This window comes from Gryllotalpicola ginsengisoli DSM 22003, from assembly GCF_000419445.1.
Classification (GTDB): Bacteria; Actinomycetota; Actinomycetes; order Actinomycetales; family Microbacteriaceae; genus Gryllotalpicola; species Gryllotalpicola ginsengisoli.
Window position 1 is genome coordinate 305,869 of the sequence record NZ_AULK01000001.1, and the last position, 21,307, is coordinate 327,175.

The window sequence follows — 21,307 nt, forward strand, 5'->3', positions numbered from 1 at the left end:
TATGCCCGTTTCCCTCTCGACCCGTCTCGGTCGGCTGGGGGTCAGGGTCGTGGAGGGGCCGACCCAGACCGCCGTGCTCTGGCACAGTTTCTTCGTCGACTCGCACAGCTGGGACCGCGTCGTGCCTGTGCTGTCGCAGATGCGCACGCTCGTGCTCATCGACGGTCCGTCGTTCGGCGCGAGCGACCCGCTCACCCGCCGCAGCACGATCGAGGAGTGCGCCCTCGCCGCCTTCGACGTGCTCGACGCGCTCGGCATCGACCGCGTCGACTGGGTGGGCAACGGCTGGGGCGGTCAGGTCGGCATCGCCGCCGCGGTCGCGATGCCGCGGCGCATCCGATCTCTCGTCGCCATCGGCGCGCCCACGCCGCCGCTCGCCGGCCGGGAACGGCGGGGCCTGGCCTCCGCGCTGCCGCTGATCCGCGCCTTCGGGTTCCCCGGGTGGATCCGGCGCCGGCTGCTGCACTCGATCCTCAACGACCGCACCATCGCGGTCGACCCGGTGGCCACGCGCATCGTCACCGAGGGGTTCGAGCACGTCGACCGGAGCGGTTTCATCCGCGCGGCGAAGTCGTTCGTGCTCGATCGGCCCTCGCTGGAGGCGGCGGCGCTCGAGGTCGAGGCGCCGTCGGTGTTCGTCGCGGGCGACGACCGCCTGGGCTGGGGCCCGGCCCAGGCCGAGGCGGTCACCGACCGGATGGCCAACGGGCGCACCCGCACGCTCTACGGCGTGCGCAACATCGCCCCGCTGGAGGACCCGGATGCCGTCGCCGGCATGGTGCGGGAGCAGTGGGCGGTCACCGGCCGCAGATGAGCCTCCGGCGGGCGGCGCCTGCCGGATTCTGACAGCCCGGGCTGTTACCGTCGTGGCGATGACCCTGTCACAGACCCCCGTCAGCGGCGCCGTCGAGTACGAGCACGGCGCCGAGCGGATCGTCTTCGAGAGCGGCCGCCACGCGCCCACCACGCGCATCCCCGCGCTGCTGGTTTGCGCCGACGGATCCCTGCTCGCGTTCGCCGAGCTGCGCGCCCAGCCGGGTGACGCGGGCTACATCACGATCGGCGTGCGCCGCTCGACGGATGCCGGCGAGAGCTGGGGCCCGGTCCAGGTCGTCTCCGGCGACGGCGCCAACACCTGCGGCAACCCGGTGCCCGTGCAACTGCCGGACGGGCGCATCCTGCTCGTGAGCACCTGGAACCTGGCCGCCGACACGGAGCAGGCCATCCTCGACGGCACCTCGCAGGACACCCGGCGGGTGTTCCTGCAGCACAGCGCGGACGGCGGGCGCACCTGGAGCGACCGGGTGGAGATCACCTCGCAGGTGAAGCTGCCGGGCTGGCGCTGGTACGCGACGGGTCCCGGGTCGGTCGAGCCGCTGGCGAACGGCCGCGTGCTGATCCCGGCGAACCACTCCGACCCGTCCTACGGGGGCGACGAGCCGTACCGCTCGCACGTGTTCTACTCCGACGACGGGGGCGAGACCTGGGCGATCGGCGGCATCGCCGACGTGACCGGGTCGAACGAGGCGCAGCAGGCCCAGCTCGACGACGGCCGGGTCGTGCTCTACATGCGCGACCAGCTGCGCGGCGGCAAATGGCTGGCGGTCAGCGGCAACCGCGGCCGCAGCTTCGGCCCCCCGCGGCGCATGCCGTTCCCCGGGCCGGCCTGCCACGGCGACATCCTGCACGTCGGCGGCGGGGCGCTTCTCGCGGTCCACCACGCCCACCGCACCTCGCGGCGCGGCCTGACCCTGCGGCCGTCCTTCGACGGCGGCGCCACCTGGGGGCGCGGCGCCCTGGTGCGGCCCCAGGCCGCGGGGTACGCGGACACCGCGCTGCTGCCCGACGGCAGCGCCGGCATCCTGTACGAGGCCGACGGCGCGATCGTCTTCGGCCGCGCCGAAGTCGAGGTGCCCGAAGGCTAGGCCGCGCGGACCTTCTGCAGGAAGTAGTCGTGGAACCGGTAGTCGCCGGTGACCTCCGGGTGGAACGAGGTGCCGAGCAGATTGCCCTGCTCGACGGCGACCACGCGGCCGTCCGCCAGCGTGCCGATCGGCGTCGCCGCCGCGCCCACCTCTTCCACGATGGGGGCGCGGATGAACACGGCGTGCACCGGCTCGTCACCGAGCACCGGCATGGGCAGGTCGGTCTCGAAGCTGTCGACCTGCGACCCGAACGCGTTGCGCCGCACGGTGACGTCGAGCCCGCCGAGGGTCAGCTGCCCGTCGATCGCGTCGAGGACCCGGTCGGCCAGCATGATCAGCCCCGCGCAGGTGCCGTAGACGGGCAGCCCGGCGGAGATCGCCCGCTGCACCGGCTCGCGCAGGCCGAAGGCGCGCGACAGCTTGTCCATGACGGTCGACTCGCCGCCGGGGATCACGAGTCCCTGCACCTCGGCGAGTTCGGCGGGGCGGCGCACCGGCACGGCCTCGGCCCCCAGCTCGCCGAGCACGGCGAGGTGCTCGCGGAAGTCGCCCTGCAGGGCGAGAACGCCGACCTTGGGGGTGCTGGCCGCCACTACCAGCCGCGCTCCGCCAGCCGGTGCGGGGCGGGCAGGTCGCCGACGTTGATGCCGACCATGGCCTCGCCGAGCCCACGGCTGACCTCGGCGATCGTCTGCGGGTCGTCGTACATGGTCGTCGCCTTGACGATCGCGGCGGCGCGCTTGGCGGGGTCGCCCGACTTGAAGATGCCGCTGCCGACGAACACGCCGTCGGCGCCGAGCTGCATCATCATCGCGGCGTCGGCGGGTGTGGCCACGCCGCCCGCGGTGAACAGCACGACGGGCAGCTTGCCGGTCGCAGCGACCTCGGCGACGAGCTCGTAGGGCGCCTGCAGCTCCTTGGCGGCGACGTACAGCTCGTCCTTCGTCATCGCCTTGAGGGCGTTGATCTCGCTCGTGATCTTGCGGATGTGCTTGGTCGCCTCGGAGACGTCGCCGGTGCCCGCCTCGCCCTTGGAGCGGATCATCGCCGCGCCCTCGTTGATGCGGCGCAGCGCCTCGCCGAGGTTGGTCGCGCCGCAGACGAACGGCACCGTGAACTCCCACTTGTCGATGTGGTTCACGTAGTCGGCCGGCGACAGCACCTCGGACTCGTCGATGTAGTCGACGCCGAGCGCCTGCAGCACCTGGGCCTCGACGAAGTGGCCGATGCGCGCCTTGGCCATGACCGGGATGGAGACGGCCGAGATGATCTGGTCGATGAGGTCGGGGTCGCTCATCCGGGCGACGCCGCCTTGAGCGCGGATGTCGGCGGGCACGCGCTCGAGCGCCATGACGGCGACGGCGCCGGCGTCCTCGGCGATGCGCGCCTGCTCGGCGGTGACGACGTCCATGATGACGCCGCCCTTCAACATCTCGGCGAGTCCGCGCTTGACTCGGCTCGAACCGATCTCACCGGTGTTCGGGTTGGTGGAAGTCATAGTCTTCAGAGTCTATTTGATCGGCGCACCGCTCGGCGCCGACGAGGGGGCGGCGCCCACCTACTCCGGCCACGCGTCCGCGATGGCCGCCCTGACCTCGCCCAGCAACTGCGGCAGCGCCTTCGTCTTCGCGATGATCGGCAGGAAATTGGAGTCGGCGGCCCAGCGCGGCACGACGTGCTGGTGCAGGTGGCTGGCGATGCCGGCGCCCGCGATCTCGCCCTGGTTCATGCCGATGTTGTAGCCGTCGTTGCGGCTCACCTCTTTGATCACCCGCATCGCGGTCTGTGTGATCTGGCCGATCTCCAGCACCTCCTCGGGGCTCGCCTGGTCGTAGGTCGAAATATGCCGGTACGGGCATACCAGCAGGTGCCCGCTGTTGTAGGGGAACAGGTTGAGCAGCGCGTACGCGGTCGCCCCGCGGTGCACGATCAAGGACTCGTCGTCGGGCAGGCCGGGTGCCGCGCAGAACGGGCAGTCGTCGCCGTGCGGCTGCTGCTGACCCTGCTTGATGTAGACCATGCGGTGCGGGGTCCACAGCCGCTGGAACTCGTCGGGCACGCCGGCGAGGTGCGACGGGTCGTCGACGCGCACGGATGCCCCGTGCTCCTGCCCCCCGTCGTCCCCGTAGTCGTCGAGCGTCAGCCGCGCCATCCGTCTCGCCCTACTGCGCCGCGGCCGGCTCGGCCGGGGCCGCACCGGCCCATGCCGTGTCGACCTGCTCGTGCGCCGCGATCGCGTCGACGATCTTCGCCACGGCGTCGTCGATGGGCACGCCGTTCAGCTGGCTGCCGTCGCGGAAGCGGAAGCTGACCGTGCCCTTCGAGCGGTCCTCCTCCCCCGCGATGAGCTGGAACGGAACCTTCGACTTGGTCGCGTTGCGGATCTTCTTCTGCATGCGGTCGTCGGAGTGGTCGACCTCCGCGCGGACGCCGCGCGCGGTGAGCTTCGCGACGATCTCGTCGAGGTACGGCGCGTACTCGTCGGCGACGGGGATGCCGACCACCTGCACGGGGGCGAGCCAGGCGGGGAACGCGCCGGCGTAGTGCTCGAGCAGGATCGCGAAGAACCGCTCAACCGAGCCGAAGAGGGCGCGGTGGATCATCACCGGGCGCTGCTTGCTGCCGTCGGGAGCGGTGTACTCGAGGTCGAAGCGCTCGGGTAGGTTGAAGTCCAGCTGCACGGTCGACAGCTGCCAGCTGCGGCCCAGCGCATCCGTGGTCTTCAGGTCGATCTTCGGGCCGTAGAAGGCCGCCTCGCCGGGCTGCTCGGTGAGCTCCAGGCCGCTCGCCAAGGCGACGCGGCGCAGGGCGTCGGTCGCGTCTTGCCAGTGCTGCTCGTCGCCGATCCACTTCGACTTCTCGTCGTCCCGCATCGACAGCTCGAGCTTGAACTCGGTCAAGCCGAAGTCCTTCAGCAGGGAGATGACGAAGGCGAGCACCTTGCCGCTCTCCTCCTCGATCTGCTCGGGGGTGACGAACAGGTGCGCGTCGTCCTGGGTGAAGCCGCGCACGCGGGTCAGGCCGTGCAGGGCGCCGGACAGCTCGTTGCGGTAGACGGTGCCGTTCTCGGACAGGCGCAGCGGCAGGTCGCGGTAGCTGCGGGCCCGCTCCCGGTAGATCAGGATGTGCATCGGGCAGTTCATCGGCTTCAGGTAGTAGTCGGCGCCCTGCTTGACGATGTTGCCCGCGTCGTCGCGTTCCTCGTCCATGCGGATGGGCGGCCAGATGCCGTCGGCGTAGGTCTGCAGGTGCCCGGAGATCGCGAACAGGTCGGACTTCGCGAGGTGGGGGGTGTAGACGACCGAGTAGCCCTCCTCGAGGTGGCGCTTGCGGGCGTGCTGCTCCATCTCGTAGCGCACGATGCCGCCCTTGGGGTGCCAGACCGACAGGCCCGAACCGATCTCGTCGGGGAACGAGAACAGGTCGAGCTCCTTGCCGAGCTTGCGGTGGTCGCGGCGCTCGGCCTCGGCCAGCCGCTCCTGGTAGTCGCGCAACTCCTCCTTGCTCGGCCAGGCAGTGCCGTAGATGCGCTGCAGCTGGGGGTTCTTCTCGCTGCCGCGCCAGTACGCGGCCGCGACGCGCGTCAAGGCGAAGCCGTTGCCGATCAGCTTGGTGTCGGGCAAGTGCGGCCCGCGGCAGAGGTCCTTCCAGACGGTCTCGCCGGTCTTCGGGTCGACGTTGTCATAGATGGTGAGCTCGCCGGCGCCGACCTCGACGGACTCGTTCTCGCCGCCCTTCGCGGCGTTGCCCTTGAGCCCGATCAGCTCGAGCTTGTACGGCTCGGCGGCGAGCTCGGTGCGGGCCTCGTCGTCGCTGACGACGCGGCGCACGAAGCGCTGACCCTGGTTGACGATGCGCAGCATCGCCTTCTCGAGATCCTTCAGCGCCTCCGGGGTGAAGGCCTCGGCGACACCGAAGTCGTAGTAGAACCCGTCGGTGATCGGCGGGCCGATGCCGAGCTTGGCGTCGGGGTTCACCTGCTGCACCGCCTGGGCGAGCACGTGCGCGGTCGAGTGGCGCAGGATGTTCAGGCCATCCGGCGAGTCGATGGTGACGGGCTCGACCACGTCGTCGGGCGTCGTCGTCGCGGCTTTGTCCTTCAGCTCGCCGTTGACGCGGATCGCGACAACGTTTCGATCGGGATAGAGCTCGAAGCCGTCGGCCACGTGTTACTCCTGTTGGTGCCGGTGGGAAGGGGATCGCAGCCCACTCTAGTCGGCGCGCGGTGCGGCGACCGGGCGCGCGGCCCGGCCCCGGAACGAGAAGAGCCCCGCCGAAGCGGGGCTCAAAGTGGTGCGCGATACTGGGATCGAACCAGTGACCTCTTCCGTGTCAGGGAAGCGCGCTACCGCTGCGCCAATCGCGCCCTGACTGAACACTCTAGCGAACCAGAGCGAAAAGTCGGACTGAGTGTGGAGGTGGCGACGGGATTCGAACCCGTGTATACGGCTTTGCAGGCCGCTGCCTCGCCTCTCGGCCACGCCACCAGGCCTGCAGTGATACAGCCGATGCCGACTCACACTCGAGCGGATGACGAGACTCGAACTCGCGACCCTCACCTTGGCAAGGTGATGCGCTACCAACTGCGCCACATCCGCGTTGTCGTCGCTGTCGCCCCGAGGGGCCGTCGCGCTGACTTAGAAACCATAACCGATGTCTCGCACCGACTCCAAATCGGCTCGGGCCCTGCGTCGATTCGTGAAAAAGCGGGCCTGTCGGCTACCATCGGAGGGCACCGTCGCGGGCGATTGGCGCAGTTGGTAGCGCGCTTCCTTCACACGGAAGAGGTCGTCAGTTCGAGCCTGGCATCGCCCACCGAGAGTGAAGACCCCTGATCGATCAGGGGTCTTCTTCGTTTCCGGCTCGGGCGCCGATTCAGCGCTTCTTCGCGGTCACGTCGGCATGTTCCTCGCGAAGCACGCGTGCCTTCTTGTCGGCCTTGTCGAGCCGCTTCTCCTTCAGCGTTCTTGCTGCGGGTGTCTTGCTGGTGCTCTTGCGAGCGGATTTATCACCCATCGGTCTTGCCCTCCATCGAGAGCCACGGTGACCCTGTGAGGCGAGCATAGGCTCCCCGCGAAGGAAACCGTGAAGCTGTGGCGAAAACGGCTCTCACGAGTGGTCCCGTTCGGCCAGTGCGACCACGAATTGATCGACGTTGCGCAGTTCGGCGCGCACCCGGGCCGACGCGTGCTCGGCCACGTGCACGGCCCGATGCAGGTCGGGCGCCTCAGCGGCGACCGTGGCGGAACCCGTGAGGCGGTGGCCCACCCACCGGAGCCGGACGTCGGACACGGCGGCGACGCCGTCCACTCGCTCGAGGGCATGCTCCACCCGGTGCACGAGCTCCGGGTCGACGGCATCCATCAGCCGGCCGCCGATCGCTTTCACCGTGCCCCAGAGCAGGATCAGGATCGAGACGGCGATGAGCAGGCCGATGATCGGGTCGGCCAGCGGGAATCCGACCATCACGCCGATCGCGCCGAGCACGACGGACAGCGACGTGATGCCGTCCAGTCGGGCGTGCACGCCGTCGGCGACGAGCGCCGCGGAGCCGATGCGCTGCCCGATGCGGATGCGGTAGATCGCGACGAGCTCATTGCCGGCGAATCCGATGAAGCCGGCCGCGACCAGCCACCACGCGTTCTCCACGGGCCGGGGATGGATGAATCGGTCGACCGCTTCCCACCCCGCGACCACGGCGGACAGGGCGACGACGAACACGATGAACAGTCCGGCGAGGTCCTCCGCGCGTCCGTAGCCGTAGGTGTACCGCCGGGTGGCGGCGCGGCGGCCGAGGACGAAGGCGATCCAGAGCGGGACGGCGGTGAGCGCGTCCGCGAAGTTGTGGATCGTGTCGGCCAGCAGTGCGACCGAGCCGGTGAACAGGACGAGCACGAACTGCAGGACGGTCGTGCCGAGCAGCGCGAACATCGAGATCTTCACGGCGTTGACTCCCGCCCGGCTCGCCTCGAGTGCATCGTCGACGGAGTCTGCGGCGTCGTGCGTGTGCGGCACGAACAGGTCGTAGAGGAAGCCCTTCACTCCGCCGTGCGGGTGCTCGTGGTCGTGGTCGTGCGCGTGATGCTCATGAGCGTGCCCGTGATCGTGCTCGTGCCCGTGATCGTGCTCGTGGTCGTGCGCGCCGCTCACGCCGTCGTCTCGACCTTCGGGTGGTGGTGGCGCAAGGTCGTGCCGTTCGAGATCGAGTGCTCGGCCTGCTTGACGGCATCCGTCACGAGGTCCGAGGCGTGCTCGTCGGCCAGCCGGTAGAAGACCCGGGTGCCGTGCTGCCGCGTGGTCACCATCCGGGCGAGCCGGAGCTTCGCCAAGTGCTGGGACACGGCGGCCGGGGACTTGCCCACGATGTCGGCCAGATGGTTCACCGACAGCTCTTCCGCATTGCGGAGCGCCAGCACGATCCGCACCCGCGTCGCGTCGGCCAGCATCGAGAACACCTCGACGGCGAGCTCCACGTACTCCGAATCGGGGTCGAGCCCGCATAGTTGCTTATCTGCATTCACGCGCAGATTAAAACACGGTATCCCTCCCGGCCCTCGCCGGCCTGCACGGGCCCGGCTTGCCCTGCCGTCTTGCCGACCCCTCTTGCCGACCCCTCTTGCTCAGAGCCGTCTTAGAGCGCGTACACCAACGTGGGCAATCCGTCTGCACCGGCGGGGCGAATCGGAGGTCGCACCCGTCGTACCCGAGGAGGTCCCATGCACACTCGCGCCGAGTCGACGGGCGTCACCGCGCCCGGTCACCGCGTCGCGCTGCCGCCCGCGCGGTACTTCTCACTCACCTGGGAGATCCCGGCCGACTTCGCGGGCATGACGACCGCGTTCCTGCGGCGGAATCTCGCCTTCGAGCGACTCGGCGGGCAGACCGCAGACGTGCTGACCTTCGACCCCCGACTGCATTACCCGGCACTGCAGGACAGCCTGCGCGAGCGGGGGCTGCTGAGCCCGACGGCGCGGATCATCAACCTCTGGGACTGGCTGCGCGACAACCAGGAAACGGGCGCGGGCAGGCGGCCGGCGCCCGGCGTGTTCACACCGCTGGCCCCGGCGACAGATCACGTGACCGCCGAGCGCGACGGCGAGGTGCTGACCCGTACCCGCACGGGCGCCGACGGCACGGTGCTGCAGCTCGACCACTACCGCTCCGACGGGTCCCTGCTCGTCAGCGATCGCCGTGACTGCGCCGAGCGCGGCATCCTCGGCGGCCGGAGCCTCGTGCTCTGCGACCCGGACGGCACGCCGGTGCGCAGCTGGACGGGCGCGCGCGGGCTGTACGCGTACTGGCTCGACCGGCTGCGCGGCGGCCGGCGCAGCATCATGCTCGTCGACAGCAAGACCGTCGCCGACGTCATGCTCGACTACCGGCGCCGCAACACCGTGATCGTGCACATCCTGCACGGCTCCCACCTCAACGACCGGCACGACGGGCTGCGCGAGACGCGACGCACGGCGTTCCGGCGGCTGCCCGACTTCGACCTCGTCGTGACGCCCACAGAGACGCAGCGGCGGGACATCCAGACGCTGCTCCCCCGCGCCCGCAACCTCGTGACCATCCCGAACGCCGTGGCGCCCGCATCCGCCGAGCCGCACGGGCGCCCGGCCGCGCACGACATCGCGGTCGTCGCCTCGCTGATCCCGCGCAAGCGCGTCAGCCACGCGATCCGCGCCGCCGCCGGAGCCCGCGCGAGCGGCGCCTGGACCGGATCCCTCACGGTGATCGGCGACGGGCCGCAGCGGGACAAGCTCGAAGACCTCGTGGCACGTCTCGGCGCCCGCGAGTTCGTGAGCTTCGCCGGTCATGTGCCCGATGCGCGACGCCGGCTCGCCGAGGCCTCGATGCTGCTGCTGACCTCCCGCTCGGAGGGCTTCGGGCTGGTCCTGCTGGAGGCGATGGCCGAAGGGTGCATCCCGATCGCCTACGACATCCCCTACGGTCCGGCCGACATCATCGACGACGGCGTCAACGGGTACCTCGTGCCCGAGGCGGACATCGCGGCACTGGCCAAGACGATCGATCGGCTGGCGCAGACGGATGCGCGGGCGCTCGAGCAGTTGCGCGCGCGGGCGCGCGCCACGGTCGCCCGGTACTCGGACGAGGCGGTGACCGAGCAGTGGAGCGTTGTACTGTGGCGCGAGTTCAGCCCGGCGAGAAGGATCGCCCGCATGGTGGGCGGCGGCCGGGCACGCGCCGGCGCACGCCGGCTGCGACGAGCGGCCGCGCGCATCCGTCACGCCTCGCGCACGTGAACGACAGGCTGAACCGAGGGGGTGGGCTGCGCTGAGGGAACGCGTTCTCGACCTGGTCTTCCTCATCGGGGTGCTGTTCAAGGGCGTCGACGGGCTGGCGGAGCTCGTCGGCGGCGCGGTGCTCCTCGTCGTCACCCCGGCGCAGCTGCGCGGGGCCGCCCAGGCGGTGACGGCGCGGGAGCTGGCCGAGGATCCGCACGACATCCTCGCCAACCTCCTGGTGCACGGTGTCGCCCACCTCGGCGCCGGCGACGTCGGCTTCCTGGCCGTCTACCTGCTGGTCCACGGCGTCGTGAAAGCCGCGATCGTCGTCGCGCTCGTGCTCGGCTCGCGCCGGATCTACCCGTGGGCGATCGCCGCTCTCATCGCATTCGTGGTCTTCCAGGTCTACGAGCTCGTCGTCGGCCCGTCTGCCGGTCTCGTCCTGCTCACCGTCTTCGACGCCGCCATCGTCGCGCTCACCTGGCGGGAGTGGCGCCACGGGCGCACCCTGCACGAAACGATGCGCGGCACTGTCCGCTGGGTGTTCCGGCGCAACGCGACCGCGAGAACCTAGGCTCGAGACATGCGTGCAGTCGTCTACAGCGAGAAGGGCCCGTCGAGCGTGCTCAGGGTGGAGGACCGGCCGATCCCCGAGCCCGCGCCGGGCGAAGCGCGGGTGAAGCTCGTGCGCGTCGGAGTGAACCCCACCGACTGGAAGGCGCGCAGCGGCGCGACCTCCGCCATGGAGTTCCCCGAGGTCGTGCCTGGGCAGGACGGCGCGGGCGTCGTCGACGCGGTCGGCTCCGGCGTGACCGAGGTCGCCGCCGGCGACCAGGTGTGGCTCTACCTGGCCCAGCACGGCCGGCCGTACGGCACGGCCGCCGAGTACGTCGTCGTGCCCGCCGCGCGCGCGGTGCGCCTGCCGAGCACGGTGAGCGAGACGGATGCCTTCGACCTCGGCGCGTGCCTCGGGGTGCCCGCCGTCACCGCGCACCGCGCGCTCACCTCCGGCGAGGTGCCGCGGCTCGGGCCGGGCACCCTGTCCGGCAGCACCGTGCTCGTACAGGGCGGCGCGGGCGCCGTCGGCAACGCCGCGATCCAGCTCGCGGTCTGGTCGGGGGCCACGGTGATCAGCACCGTGAGCAGCCCCGAGAAGGGCGCGCTGGCGACCGCCGCGGGAGCCCACCACGTGGTCGACTACCGGGCGAGCGACGCCGCGGCAGGCATCCGTGCCCTCGCGCCGAACGGCGTCGACCTGATCGTCGAGGTCGCGCCGGCCGTGAATGCCGCGCTCGACCACGCCGTGGCGGCCAACGGCGCGACGATCGCGTTCTACGCGAACAACGGCGGCGACCGGCTCTCGCTCGAGGTGCGGGCCGCCTTCGCCCTGAACCTGCGCTACCAGGGGCTGCTGCTCTACACGCTCGCGCCCGAGCTGCTCGAAGCCGCCGTCGAGGACGTCACCGCCGCGGTCGCGGTCGGCGCCGTGCGGGTCGGCGAGCAGTCCGGGCTGCCGCTGCACCACTACCCGCTCGAGCAGACGGCGGCCGCGCACGACGCCGTCGAGCAGGGCGCCGTCGGGAAGGTGCTGATCGACGTCGCCTGAGGCGGGCTAGAACATCAGCGTGGCGAGCAGCACCGGTTCCTCCTGGCCGGCCCAGGTGCCGGTCAGGGTCATGGCGGTGCCCGGGTTCGTCGTGCCGTCGAGCACGCGGATCACCTCCACCTCGAGGTCTCGGTCGACGGGGATGGCCGATCCCGGCTCGCCGCTCCCCCGCACGTGTGCGGTGGCCGGCACGGAAACGCGGCCCTCGTCGGTCTCCCGGAACTGCTCCACCTCGGTGCCGCCCTGCAGGATCGCCTTCGCCAGCTCGCCGACGTAGACCGGGTCGCCGGTCGCGTCGTACACCCACCTGGTGCCGAGCACCGAGTGCTCGGCGGTGCCGATCAGCCACGCCTCGGCGCCGGCCAGCGGCTCCTCGCGGTAGCTGAGCGGCACCTGCAGCGGCGCCGTGCCGGGCAGCCGCACGATCAGGGTCTCCACCCCGACCTTTCCGGCGGGGTCGTCGAAGCGGAAGGCGCCGAGCTGCTCGGGCACTCCCGGCGTCGCCGAGGAGGGGAACCACGGCTGCGACGGCAGCCAGCCGGCGATCAGCTCGAGCTTGGTCGGCGTCAGGGTCGCTTTGTGCAGGAGGGCCATGCCTCGACGCTACCGCGGCGCATCCGTCACGCGAACGGGTCGACGAGCAGCAGCTCGGCGTTGCGGTCGGCCGCCGTGCCGGCGCGGGTCGCGTCGTAGCCGAGGTCGTTGAAGGAGAGCTCTCGGTAGAGGGAGGCGAGGGAGGTCTGGCTGCCGTCGTCGTAGGGGGCCTGGTACGGGGCATCCGATTCGATCAGGGTGGTGAAAAGCGAGAGCGTGCCGTCGCCGTTCTTGACGAGTTCGACGATGCGCGCCTGCTGCGGGAAGTCGGTGTGGCTCGCCGTGTTGATCTCCCAGAACGACTGCTGCGGAGTGTCACCGGGCTGCGGCGTGATCGCGTTCACATGCGTGTGCCCGTTCACCCAGGCGACGACGTTCGGGTGCTCGTGCAGCAGGTCGACCAGCTCGCTTCCCGAGTGGCGCAGTTCGAGCGGATGCTCGGGGTCGGGCTGCGTCATCTCCATGGTGCCGCTCGTGTGATGGCTGAACAGCACCACGTACTGGTCCGCGTGGGCGGTGAGCTGCTCCTTCAGCCAGAGCCACTGCGAGTCGCGCAGCGAGCCGTCGGAGAGGCCGGCGGCGTTGGTGGAGTCCATCGAGATGCCGACGACGCCGGGCGCCAGCTGCCAGCTGTAGTAGCTGCGGCCCGCGTCCACGTCGTCGGCCTGGAAGCCGTGGCCGACCGGGCCGGGTCCGGTGTGCGCGGCCTCGAGGTGCTTGCGCACGTACTCGGTCTTCGTGAACGGCACGCGCCGAGCGTCGGGGGTGACGATCCAGTCCGTCTTGATGGTGGGCAGGGCGAGCAGCAGCGAGAGGTCGAGCGACGCGGCCGGGGAGCTGATGGCCGCCTTGAGCGCCGCGTTCGCCGTGCTCGAGGCGAAGCCGGTGAACTTGACGTCGCCGGTGTAGAGGCTGTTCCACGACCCGCGCACGTTGGCGAGGGTGCCGCTGACGTCGTCGTCATGGTTGCCGAACACGGAGTACCAGGGGGTGTTCAGGCCGGGGCTCGTGTGCGGTGCGATGGCGCGGCCGAAGTAGCCGGGGAGCTCGGGGAACCCGGCGTTCTTGTACCGGTCCGCGACCGGCAGCTCCGGGTTCCAGTACAGGGTGTCGCCGGAGCTCTGCACGCCCTCCCACAGCGTGGTCGAGCCGGTGTTGGCCTGGACCTCTCCCCCGTTCAGCACCGTGAGGAACCACTCCAGCTCGATCGACTCGTTGTTGTCGCTGTTGTCGCCCGTGGACACGACGCAGTCGAAGGCGCGGCCGGTGAACGGGCCGGCCGCGAGCTCGTTCACCCGCGCCACGAGACGCGACGCGCCCTGCGAGCCGAGCGCCTCGTGCGGGCGGAACGCCGAGCCGTTGTACTCGACGAGGAACTCGAAGCGCGCGGGCGACTGGGCGTCGGTGATGTGCAGGTCGGTGAAATGCACGATCGAGGCGATGCCCTCACGGCGGTCGTCCCGGCCGGCCTGCGCGGCCGCCAGGTCCTCCCGCACCACGAGCGCGTACCCCGGGCCCGCCACCAGCCGGCGGTAGCCGCTCGTGCCGCTCGGCGCGGCGACGGCCTCGAGCGTCGTGCCCGTCGTGGTGATCGCGCGCTCGGCCGTCTCGGCCAGGGCGGCGTCGCGGCGGGAGGCGACGAGCGACGGGGTGAGGACGGCGACGGCGGCGGCGCCGGTGCCGCCGACCAGCAGCGATCTGCGCGAGATGTGACCCATACGAGGCACACTGCCGAGAGCGCGTTGCCCGAACCCGACGCGTCCGCGGGCTGCCCGTGAACGGATGCTTAACCGGCGGTACGCCGCACGTGACGGCCTCTCACGCGAACGGGTCGGCGAGCAGCAGCTCGGCGTTGCGGTCCTCGGCGCGGCCTGCGTGGCCGTCGTTGCGGTGCGGGTCGTTGAAGGAGAGCTCTCGGTAGAGGGAGGCGAGGGAGGTCTGGCTGCCGTCGTCGTAGGGGGCCTGGTACGGGGCATCCGACTCGATCAGGGTGGTGAAAAGCGAAAGCGTGCCGTCGCCGTTCTTCACCAACTCGACGATGCGCGCCTGCTGGGGGAAGTCGGTGTGGCTCGCGGTGTTGATCTCCCACAGGCTGTGCCGCGCGTCGCTGCCGCGGCGCGGCGTGATGTGGTTGGCATGGGTGTGGCCGTTGATCCATGCCGCGACCTGGGGGTGCCGGTGCAGCAGCTCGAGTACCTCCGCACCCGAGTGCCGCGGGGCGTCGGGGCGGACCGGGTCGGGCAGCGGGCTGTCCATGCTCCACGACGGATGGTGGCTGAAGACGAGGACGTACGCGTCGGCATGGGCGGCGAGCGTGCGGCCGAGCCACTGGAACTGGGCGTCGTCGAGGGAGCCGTGCGAGAGGCCGGCGGGGTTCGTCGAGTCGAGCGAGATGCCGACCACCCCGGGCGCGATCGGGAAGTCGTAGTAGCCGCGATCGGCGGCCACCGCCTCCGCGGTGAATCCGTGGCCGGCCGGCCCCGGTCCCGTGCGGGCCGGGTCGAGGTGCGCCGCCAGGTACTCGGCGCGGGTGAACGGGCGCCGGCGCTCGTCGGGGGTGACCTGCCAGTCGGGCTTGAGGGCGGGCGGATGCGCGAGCACCGGGACCGCGGCGACCGCCTGCTCGCTCGTGGCGCCGGAGCTCCACAGCTGCGCCAGGGCGCGGTTCGCGGCATCCGAGACGAATCCGGTGAATTTCACGCCGCCCGTGTAGACGTCCTGCCAGCCGGTGTGCAGCCCCGGCAGCGATCCGCTCACGCTGTCGTCGTGATTGCCGAACACGGCGTACCACGGCACCGCGAGGCCGTCGCCGGTGTGCGGGGCGACGGCGCGGCCGAAGAACCCGGGCAGTTCCGGGAACTGCGCCCAGCGCCCGGCCGGGCGGCGCTCGGGCGTGTAGTAGAGCTCGTCGTCGCTGGTCTGCACGCCCTCCCACCGCTCGCGGGAGCCCGTATCGGCAGTGATCGTGCCGCCGTTCAGCACGGCGAACCGCCAGTCGAGCTCCACGGTCTCGGCGTTGTCGGTGTCGTCGCCGGTCGAGACGACGCAGTCGAAGGCGCGGCCGCCGAAGGGGCCGCGGGCGAGGCTGTTGACGCGCGCGATCAACCGGGCGGCGCCGTGCGTGCCGAGGGCCTCTTGCGGCCGGAACGCCGAGCCGTTGCTCGCCGCGAACAGCTCGAACCGCGCCGGCGACTGGGCGTCGGCGAGGTGCAGGTCGGTGAGCTGCACGAGCGAGGCGAGCGCGGTCTGCGAGGCGCGGGCGGATGCGCCGGGCTGCAGCTCCTCGCGCACGACGAGCGGGTAGCCGGGCCCGGCGGTGAGCCGGCGGTAGCCGGTGCCGGCGGCCTGCGCGGCGACCTCGGCGAGCGTGGTGCCCTCGGTGTACAGGGCGCGCCTCGCGGTGTCGGCGGCGGCGCGGTCGGTGGTCGCGTCGCGCGGGCCGAGGGCCAGGGCCAGCGCCCCGGCGCCGCCGATCAGAACGGTCCGGCGTGAGAGCTTGCGCACGCGGTCAGGTTCGCGACGCCGGGTGGATCGGCGGTGACCTCGTCGTTGGTGTCGCATGAACATCGCATGCGCCGGTCTGTCGCCGGGGTGAACGCACGACGAAGGGGCCGCCGGACGAACCGGCGGCCCCTTCGGGTGCTGTGTGTGGTGCGCTGAGGTGCGGCGCTAGGCGGTGGCGTCGAGCACGTAGCCTTCTTCGCCGTGCACGACGGTGTCGACGCCGGCGACCTCGTCCTCGCTCGTGATGCGGAAGCCCATCGTCTTCTGGATGACCGTGCCGATGATCCAGGCCCAGCCGAAGGACCAGATCGAGACCGCCGCGGCGCCGAGGAACTGCATCGCGAACTGCTTCAGCGAGTGCGAGTCGATCAGGCCGATGCCGGTGCCGAAGATGCCGATCCACAGCGTGCCGATCCAGCCGCCGATGAAATGGATGCCGACCACGTCGAGCGCGTCGTCGAAGCCGAGCTTGAACTTCAGGTCGATCGCGTAGGCGCACACGAAGCCGGTGACCACGCCGAGCACCATGCCCCAGAACGGCGTGAGGATGTTACAGGCCGGCGTGATCGCGACGAGGCCGGCGACCGCGCCGGAGGCGGCGCCGATCGACGTGGGCTTGCCGTCCTTGATCTTCTCGGCGACGAGCCAGCCGAGCGTCGCGGCCGCCGGGGCGGCCAGGGTGTTGATCCAGGCGAGGGCGGCGACGCCGTCGACACCCGCCTCGGAACCGGCGTTGAAGCCGAACCAGCCGAACCACAGCAGCGAGGCGCCGAGCAGGGTGAGCGGCACGTTGTGCGGCTTGGCCATGCCCTTCGCGAAGCCGACGCGCTTGCCGAGCACGAGTGCGAGGGCGAGACCCGCCGCACCGGCGTTGATGTGCACCGCCGTGCCGCCCGCGAAGTCGTTCACGCCGAGGTTGTAGACGATCCAGCCGCCGTCGGTGAGTCCCTTGTCACCGAGCGTGAAGTTGAACACCCAGCTGGCGACCGGGAAGTAGACGATGGTCGCCCAGAATCCGGCGAACACCATCCACGCGCCGAACCGCGCGCGGTCGGCGATGGCGCCCGAGATCAGCGCCACGGTGATGATCGCGAAGGTCGCCTGGAAGCCGGCGAAGGCGAGGCCGTTGAGGTCGCCGCCGGTGCCGTCGGAGAGCGGGTTGATCAGGTTCAGCAGGCCGGCGTTGTGGAACGGGTTGGCCAGCACGTGCGGGATCACCCAGTCGGTACCGGAAGAGAAGGACATCGAATAGCCGTAGAGGACCCACAGCACGGCGATGAGGGCGATGGCGCCGAAGCTCATCATCATCATCGAGATGACGCTCTTGGCTCGCACCATGCCGCCGTAGAAGAAGGCGACGCCGGGCGTCATGAGCAGGACGAGTGCGGCTGCGACGAGCAGCCACAGGGAATTGACGTCCACCGTTGTGGCGGAGTCTGCGGCGAGGACCATGGAGACCGGTCACCTCTCTCTTCGGGTTGCAGGGACCTGCACAGTCTCCCGAGGTGACGTTTCACTCGTGATGGGGTTCTGTTTCGCGTCGGTTACGTCGAAAACGGCAATGTAAACATCACGTTTCCGCGCGCCCGGAAAACAGTGGCAAGACGGCAGCTAATCGCCGGGCGGCAGATCGCCCGAGGTCAGGGCGATCATCCGCGAGATCGAGCGCAGGTACTTCTTGCGGAACCCGCCCTGCAGCATCGCCTCGTCGAACACGTCCGACAGCGGCACGCCGGAGGCGACGATCGGCAGCTCCGCGTCGTAGGCGCGGTCGATGAACGCCACGAGCCGCAGCGCCTGCATCTGGTCATGCAGCTGCACGACGTCGGTGAGCGCGATCAGGTCGACGCCTTCGACCATGCGGATGTAGCGCGACGGATGCACCGTGGCCAGATGGTCGATCAGCGCCAGGAAGTCGTCCTGCGTGGCGACCTTGCCGCGGGCCCGCTCAGCGGCGACGATGCGACCGATCCTCGCGGCATCCGTCACCACCGCCTCGCCCGTCGTGGCCCGGCGGCGGTAGTCGAGCCCGTCGATGCGGATGGTGTCGAAGTTGCCGGCCATGGCGTGGATCTCGCGCAGGAAGTCGCCGGCGGCGAAGCGCCCCTCCCCCAGCGCGTTCGGCGGCGTGTTGCTCGTGGCCGCGAAGCGCGTGCCGCCGGTCACGAGGTCGCCGATGAGGCGCGTCATCATCATCGTGTCGCCCGGGTCGTCGAGCTCGAACTCGTCGATGCAGATCAGCGCGCTGCCCTTCAGGAGCTCGACGGCGCCCGCGTAGCCCAGCGCGCCCACGAGCGCCGTGTACTCGATGAACGTGCCGAAGTATTTGCGGCCGGATGCCGCGTGCCAGAGCGCCGCGAGCAGGTGGGTCTTGCCGACGCCGAAGCCGCCGTCGAGGTACACGCCGGGCTTCGTCTCGTCGACGGTCTTCTTGCGCCTGCCGAAGGAGAAGAATCCGCCGGGCTTGCCGCTGCCGGGCGCGGCGGCGGAGAACACGCGCAGCGCCTGCACCGCCTCCTGCTGCGAGGGGTAGTCGGGGTCGGGCCGGTAGTTGTCGAAGCTCGCGTGCGCGAACTGCGCGGGCGGCACCAGGCTGGCGGCGATCTGCTGCCCCGTGATCGGCGGATCGAGCTGGGTCAGGCTGGTCAGGGGTGCGCCGCCTGGGGCGTCGGTCGTCATTCGGGGATCCGCCTCGAGGTTGATCGTGGGCACTGTGTCGAAGTCTTACCGGTGTCGCCCCGGCACAGACCCGGGGCCCGTAGCGTTGACATCGGAAGCACTGACAGCAGCCTAGATGAGGAGCATCAGATGGCCCTTGCCGCCGACCCCGACCCGAAGTTCGCCGACTACGCCCACCCCGAGCGACTGGTGAGCACGCGGTGGCTGGCGGAGCACCTGGGCGAGCCGGGCCTCAAGGTGGTCGAGTCCGACGAGGACGTGCTGCTGTACGAGACCGGCCACATCCCCGGCGCCGTCAAGGTCGACTGGCACACCGACCTGAACGATCCGGTCGTGCGCGACTACGTCGACGGCGAGCGGTTCGCGCAGGTGCTCGGCTCCAAAGGCATCTCGCGCGAGGACACCGTGGTCATCTACGGCGACCGCAACAACTGGTGGGCGGCGTACGCGCTGTGGGTGTTCACCCTCTTCGGGCACCCCGACGTGCGGCTGCTCGACGGCGGGCGCGACAAGTGGATCGCCGAGGGCCGCGAGTTGACGACGGATGCCCCGGCCGTCACCCCGGCCGACTACCCCGTCGTGCCCCGTGACGACGCCCGCATCCGCGCCTTCAAGGAGGACGTGCTCGCGCACCTCGGCCACGGCCCGCTCATCGACGTGCGCTCCCCGGAGGAGTACTCGGGCGAGCGCACCGAGATCCCCGGCTACCCCACCGAGGGCGCGCTGCGGCCTGGGCACATCCCGTCCGCCGCATCCGTGCCGTGGGCGAAGGCGGCCGCGCCCGACGCGACGTTCAAGACCCGCGCGGAGCTCGAGGACGTCTACCTCGCCGAGGCCGGCCTGAAGCCGGGCGACGACGTCATCGCCTACTGCCGCATCGGCGAGCGGTCGAGCCACACCTGGTTCGTGCTGACGCACCTGCTCGGGTTCGAGAACGTGAAGAACTACGACGGGTCGTGGACGGAGTGGGGCTCGGCGGTGCGCGTGCCCATCGTGCAGGGCCCCGAGCCGGGCGAGGTGCCCGGCGCGCCCGGCGCGTGATGGAGCAGAATCGAGGGGTGAGCGAGATCGACCTGCCCGAGCAGCTGCGCGAGATCCGCGAGGAGTTCCTCGCGCTCGACCAGAACGAGCGCCTGCAGCTGCTGCTCGAATTCGCGAACGAACTGCCGGAACTGCCGGAGCGGTACCGCGACCACCCCGACCTGTTCGAGCGGGTCGCCGAGTGCCAGAGCCCGGTCTACCTCTTCGTCGAGGTCGACGAGGCGGACGTCGTGCACCTCTTCGTCACGGCCCCGCGCGAGGCGCCGACGACCCGGGGGTTCGCCTCGATCCTCGTGCAGGGGCTCGCGGGGCTGACCAGCGCCGAGGTGCTCGCGGTCCCCGACGACTACCCGCAGACGATCGGGCTCACCCGGGCGGTGTCGCCGCTGCGGCTGCGCGGCATGGCGGCGCTGATCGGGCGCACCAAGCACCAGGTGCAGCTCAAGCGGACGGCCGCGTAGCGCCCTCGGCGTCCTCGTCGAGCTCGCCGGCCTCGAGCGCGTCCAGCCACTTCGAGATCGCCTTCGTCCACTTCTTCGGGTCGAAGTTCCACAGTTTGGTGTGCCGGGCGCGCGTGAAGCGCACGAAGGTGACGATGTCGGGGCGGCGGGCCGCCAGTGCCCGCGACGCGTACGCCGGTACGTAGCCGTCGTCGTCGCTGTGCAGCAGGAGGATCGGCGTCGTCAGCACATCCGCCCGGCGCACGAAGTCGAGCTCGGGCAGGCCGATCGGCGCCGACTGCCCGGTGAGCCGGCCGCCCCACGGGGCGTCCAGCAGCTTGAGGGCGCTCTCGGTGATCGGGTCGGGCATGTGCAGGGCGCCGGCCTGGTAGCGCAGCGTGTCGACCCAGTCGATCACCGGTGACTCGAGCACCACGCCGCGGATCAGGCCCGCGTGCATCGACCGGGTGGCCGCCTGCAGCACGATGGCGCCGCCCATCGACCAGCCCATCAGCACGATGTCGGTCGCGCCGTGGTCGACCGCGTACTCGATCGCCGCCTCGACGTCGCGCCACTCGGTGGAGCCGAGCCCGTACCGGCCGTCGTCGCTACGCGGGCCGTCGCCGTCGTTGCGGTAGGAGATGACGAGGCTCGTCCAGCCGTGCTCGCGGAAGGTCGGCACCGCGCGCAGGCACTCCTGGCGCTGCGTGCCCCGGCCGTGCACGTGGATCGCCCATTTGGTGCTCTTCTCGCCGTCGTCGCCCTTCGGCGCGTTGAAGCGCCAGGCGGGCGCCACTCCCCCGTCGGTCTCGATCCCGACCGACTTCACCGGCAGACCGAGCTCCTCGGGGCGCACGTACCACCAGCCGCTGATCCGGCCGCGCTTGGCGCGGGTCAGGTCGCCGAAGCTGACCCGCTCGACGCGCCGGGTGACCGAGACGCCGCTGCGGGAGAGGATCGCGCCGATGCGGGCATGCCCGGCGTCGTGGTTGAACCAGAAGCTGTAGTCGCCGCGCAGCAGCGTGTCGGGCGTGACCGAGAGGGTGATGACGGATGCGTCGGGCGAGACCGCCTTGACCTGCACGTCCTCGTCCCGGCGGCGCGGCGGAGTCAGCACCTTGCGGGCGATGAACACCGTCGTGCCGGCCGCCGCGACGGCGAACGTCGCCGCGCCGAGCGCGGCGAACACCAGGGGAAAGCCCAATCTGCTGCGCCATCCGGCCATGGGTTCGACCTCCTTCGCGCGGCGTGCCTCTCGCTGTGCCCCCGCTC

The 21,307-nt window shown here is 70.8% G+C and carries 20 protein-coding genes and 4 tRNA genes; 8 read left to right on the forward strand and 16 right to left on the reverse strand.

Annotation, left to right across the window (positions count from 1 at the left end):
• Position 1: 1 nt before the first annotated feature.
• Positions 2-814, forward strand: a complete 813-nt coding sequence (locus tag H563_RS14420; protein ID WP_022880851.1) for an alpha/beta fold hydrolase — start codon at positions 2-4, stop codon at positions 812-814.
• A 58-nt stretch (positions 815-872) separates the two neighbouring features.
• Entirely contained in the window at positions 873-1,925 is a 1,053-nt protein-coding gene (locus H563_RS14425; RefSeq protein ID WP_022880852.1) for a sialidase family protein, read from the forward strand.
• Here H563_RS14425 and pdxT read toward each other — a convergent pair.
• From pdxT to H563_RS0101475, 7 genes are all read right to left on the reverse strand, one after another.
• Positions 1,922-2,518 carry a pyridoxal 5'-phosphate synthase glutaminase subunit PdxT gene (gene pdxT / locus H563_RS0101445; RefSeq protein ID WP_022880853.1) on the reverse strand — a complete coding sequence of 199 codons (597 nt, stop codon included), beginning with the start codon at positions 2,516-2,518 and terminating at the stop codon, positions 1,922-1,924. The genes H563_RS14425 and pdxT overlap by 4 nt on opposite strands.
• Positions 2,518-3,423: a pyridoxal 5'-phosphate synthase lyase subunit PdxS gene (gene pdxS, locus H563_RS0101450; RefSeq protein ID WP_022880854.1), complete on the reverse strand. Its 906-nt coding sequence runs from the start codon at positions 3,421-3,423 to the stop codon at positions 2,518-2,520. Before pdxS ends, pdxT begins: the two co-directional genes overlap by 1 nt.
• Positions 3,424-3,483: 60 nt before the next feature.
• Entirely contained in the window at positions 3,484-4,077 is a 594-nt protein-coding gene (locus H563_RS0101455; RefSeq protein WP_022880855.1) for an HIT family protein, read from the reverse strand.
• 10 nt (positions 4,078-4,087) lie between these two features.
• Positions 4,088-6,091 (reverse strand): threonine--tRNA ligase, encoded by a 2,004-nt coding sequence (gene thrS, locus H563_RS14430; protein WP_022880856.1) that lies wholly within the window; start codon positions 6,089-6,091, stop codon positions 4,088-4,090.
• A 125-nt stretch (positions 6,092-6,216) separates the two neighbouring features.
• A tRNA-Val gene (locus tag H563_RS0101465) sits at positions 6,217-6,291 on the reverse strand.
• A 47-nt stretch (positions 6,292-6,338) separates the two neighbouring features.
• Positions 6,339-6,412, reverse strand: a tRNA-Cys gene (locus tag H563_RS0101470).
• A gap of 38 nt (positions 6,413-6,450) precedes the next feature.
• Positions 6,451-6,523: transfer RNA gene (locus H563_RS0101475), tRNA-Gly, on the reverse strand.
• 144 nt (positions 6,524-6,667) lie between these two features.
• On the opposite strand from H563_RS0101475, the gene H563_RS0101480 reads away from it, so the two are divergent.
• A tRNA-Val gene (locus tag H563_RS0101480) sits at positions 6,668-6,740 on the forward strand.
• Positions 6,741-6,800: 60 nt separating this feature from the next.
• On the opposite strand, the gene H563_RS18130 is transcribed toward H563_RS0101480, so the two are convergent.
• The 3 genes from H563_RS18130 to H563_RS17830 form a co-directional block, all read right to left on the reverse strand.
• Positions 6,801-6,941: a hypothetical protein gene (locus tag H563_RS18130; protein WP_022880857.1), complete on the reverse strand. Its 141-nt coding sequence runs from the start codon at positions 6,939-6,941 to the stop codon at positions 6,801-6,803.
• Between the two features lie 93 nt (positions 6,942-7,034).
• Positions 7,035-8,075, reverse strand: a complete 1,041-nt coding sequence (locus tag H563_RS0101490; RefSeq protein WP_022880858.1) for a cation diffusion facilitator family transporter — start codon at positions 8,073-8,075, stop codon at positions 7,035-7,037.
• Positions 8,072-8,446 (reverse strand): ArsR/SmtB family transcription factor, encoded by a 375-nt coding sequence (locus tag H563_RS17830; protein WP_022880859.1) that lies wholly within the window; start codon positions 8,444-8,446, stop codon positions 8,072-8,074. Before H563_RS17830 ends, H563_RS0101490 begins: the two co-directional genes overlap by 4 nt.
• Before the next feature lie 195 nt (positions 8,447-8,641).
• On the opposite strand from H563_RS17830, the gene H563_RS17165 reads away from it, so the two are divergent.
• The 3 genes from H563_RS17165 to H563_RS0101510 all read left to right on the forward strand — a co-directional run bounded on the left by H563_RS17165 (position 8,642) and on the right by H563_RS0101510 (position 11,777).
• Entirely contained in the window at positions 8,642-10,189 is a 1,548-nt protein-coding gene (locus tag H563_RS17165; protein ID WP_022880860.1) for a glycosyltransferase, read from the forward strand.
• A 70-nt stretch (positions 10,190-10,259) separates the two neighbouring features.
• The gene (locus tag H563_RS14440) at positions 10,260-10,745 is read left to right on the forward strand and encodes a DUF2127 domain-containing protein (RefSeq protein ID WP_022880861.1); all 486 of its coding nucleotides are present in this window, start codon (positions 10,260-10,262) and stop codon (positions 10,743-10,745) included.
• A 9-nt stretch (positions 10,746-10,754) separates the two neighbouring features.
• Positions 10,755-11,777: an NADPH:quinone reductase gene (locus H563_RS0101510; protein ID WP_022880862.1), complete on the forward strand. Its 1,023-nt coding sequence runs from the start codon at positions 10,755-10,757 to the stop codon at positions 11,775-11,777.
• A gap of 6 nt (positions 11,778-11,783) precedes the next feature.
• Here the strand turns inward: H563_RS0101510 and H563_RS0101515 are convergent, their stop codons facing one another.
• From H563_RS0101515 to zapE, 5 genes are all read right to left on the reverse strand, one after another.
• Complete coding sequence (locus tag H563_RS0101515) at positions 11,784-12,371, reverse strand: CG0192-related protein (RefSeq protein ID WP_022880863.1); 588 nt, start codon at positions 12,369-12,371, stop codon at positions 11,784-11,786.
• A gap of 26 nt (positions 12,372-12,397) precedes the next feature.
• Complete coding sequence (locus H563_RS0101520) at positions 12,398-14,089, reverse strand: TIGR03767 family metallophosphoesterase (RefSeq protein ID WP_022880864.1); 1,692 nt, start codon at positions 14,087-14,089, stop codon at positions 12,398-12,400.
• Between the two features lie 100 nt (positions 14,090-14,189).
• Entirely contained in the window at positions 14,190-15,875 is a 1,686-nt protein-coding gene (locus tag H563_RS0101525; RefSeq protein ID WP_022880865.1) for a TIGR03767 family metallophosphoesterase, read from the reverse strand.
• Between the two features lie 165 nt (positions 15,876-16,040).
• Complete coding sequence (locus H563_RS0101530) at positions 16,041-17,327, reverse strand: ammonium transporter (RefSeq protein ID WP_022880866.1); 1,287 nt, start codon at positions 17,325-17,327, stop codon at positions 16,041-16,043.
• A gap of 159 nt (positions 17,328-17,486) precedes the next feature.
• The gene (zapE, locus tag H563_RS0101535) at positions 17,487-18,554 is read right to left on the reverse strand and encodes a cell division protein ZapE (protein ID WP_022880867.1); all 1,068 of its coding nucleotides are present in this window, start codon (positions 18,552-18,554) and stop codon (positions 17,487-17,489) included.
• Between the two features lie 129 nt (positions 18,555-18,683).
• Between zapE and H563_RS0101540 the strand changes: the two genes are divergently transcribed.
• On the forward strand, positions 18,684-19,595 hold the full coding sequence (locus H563_RS0101540; protein WP_022880868.1) for a sulfurtransferase: 912 nt from the start codon (positions 18,684-18,686) through the stop codon (positions 19,593-19,595).
• A 17-nt stretch (positions 19,596-19,612) separates the two neighbouring features.
• A complete protein-coding gene (locus H563_RS0101545; protein ID WP_022880869.1) occupies positions 19,613-20,056 on the forward strand; it encodes a cysteine desulfuration protein SufE in 444 nt (147 codons plus the stop codon).
• Here the strand turns inward: H563_RS0101545 and H563_RS0101550 are convergent.
• On the reverse strand, positions 20,037-21,260 hold the full coding sequence (locus H563_RS0101550) for an alpha/beta hydrolase family protein (protein ID WP_033209161.1): 1,224 nt from the start codon (positions 21,258-21,260) through the stop codon (positions 20,037-20,039). The two genes, H563_RS0101545 and H563_RS0101550, sit on opposite strands and share 20 nt — an antisense overlap.
• Between the last annotated feature and the right edge of the window lie 47 nt (positions 21,261-21,307).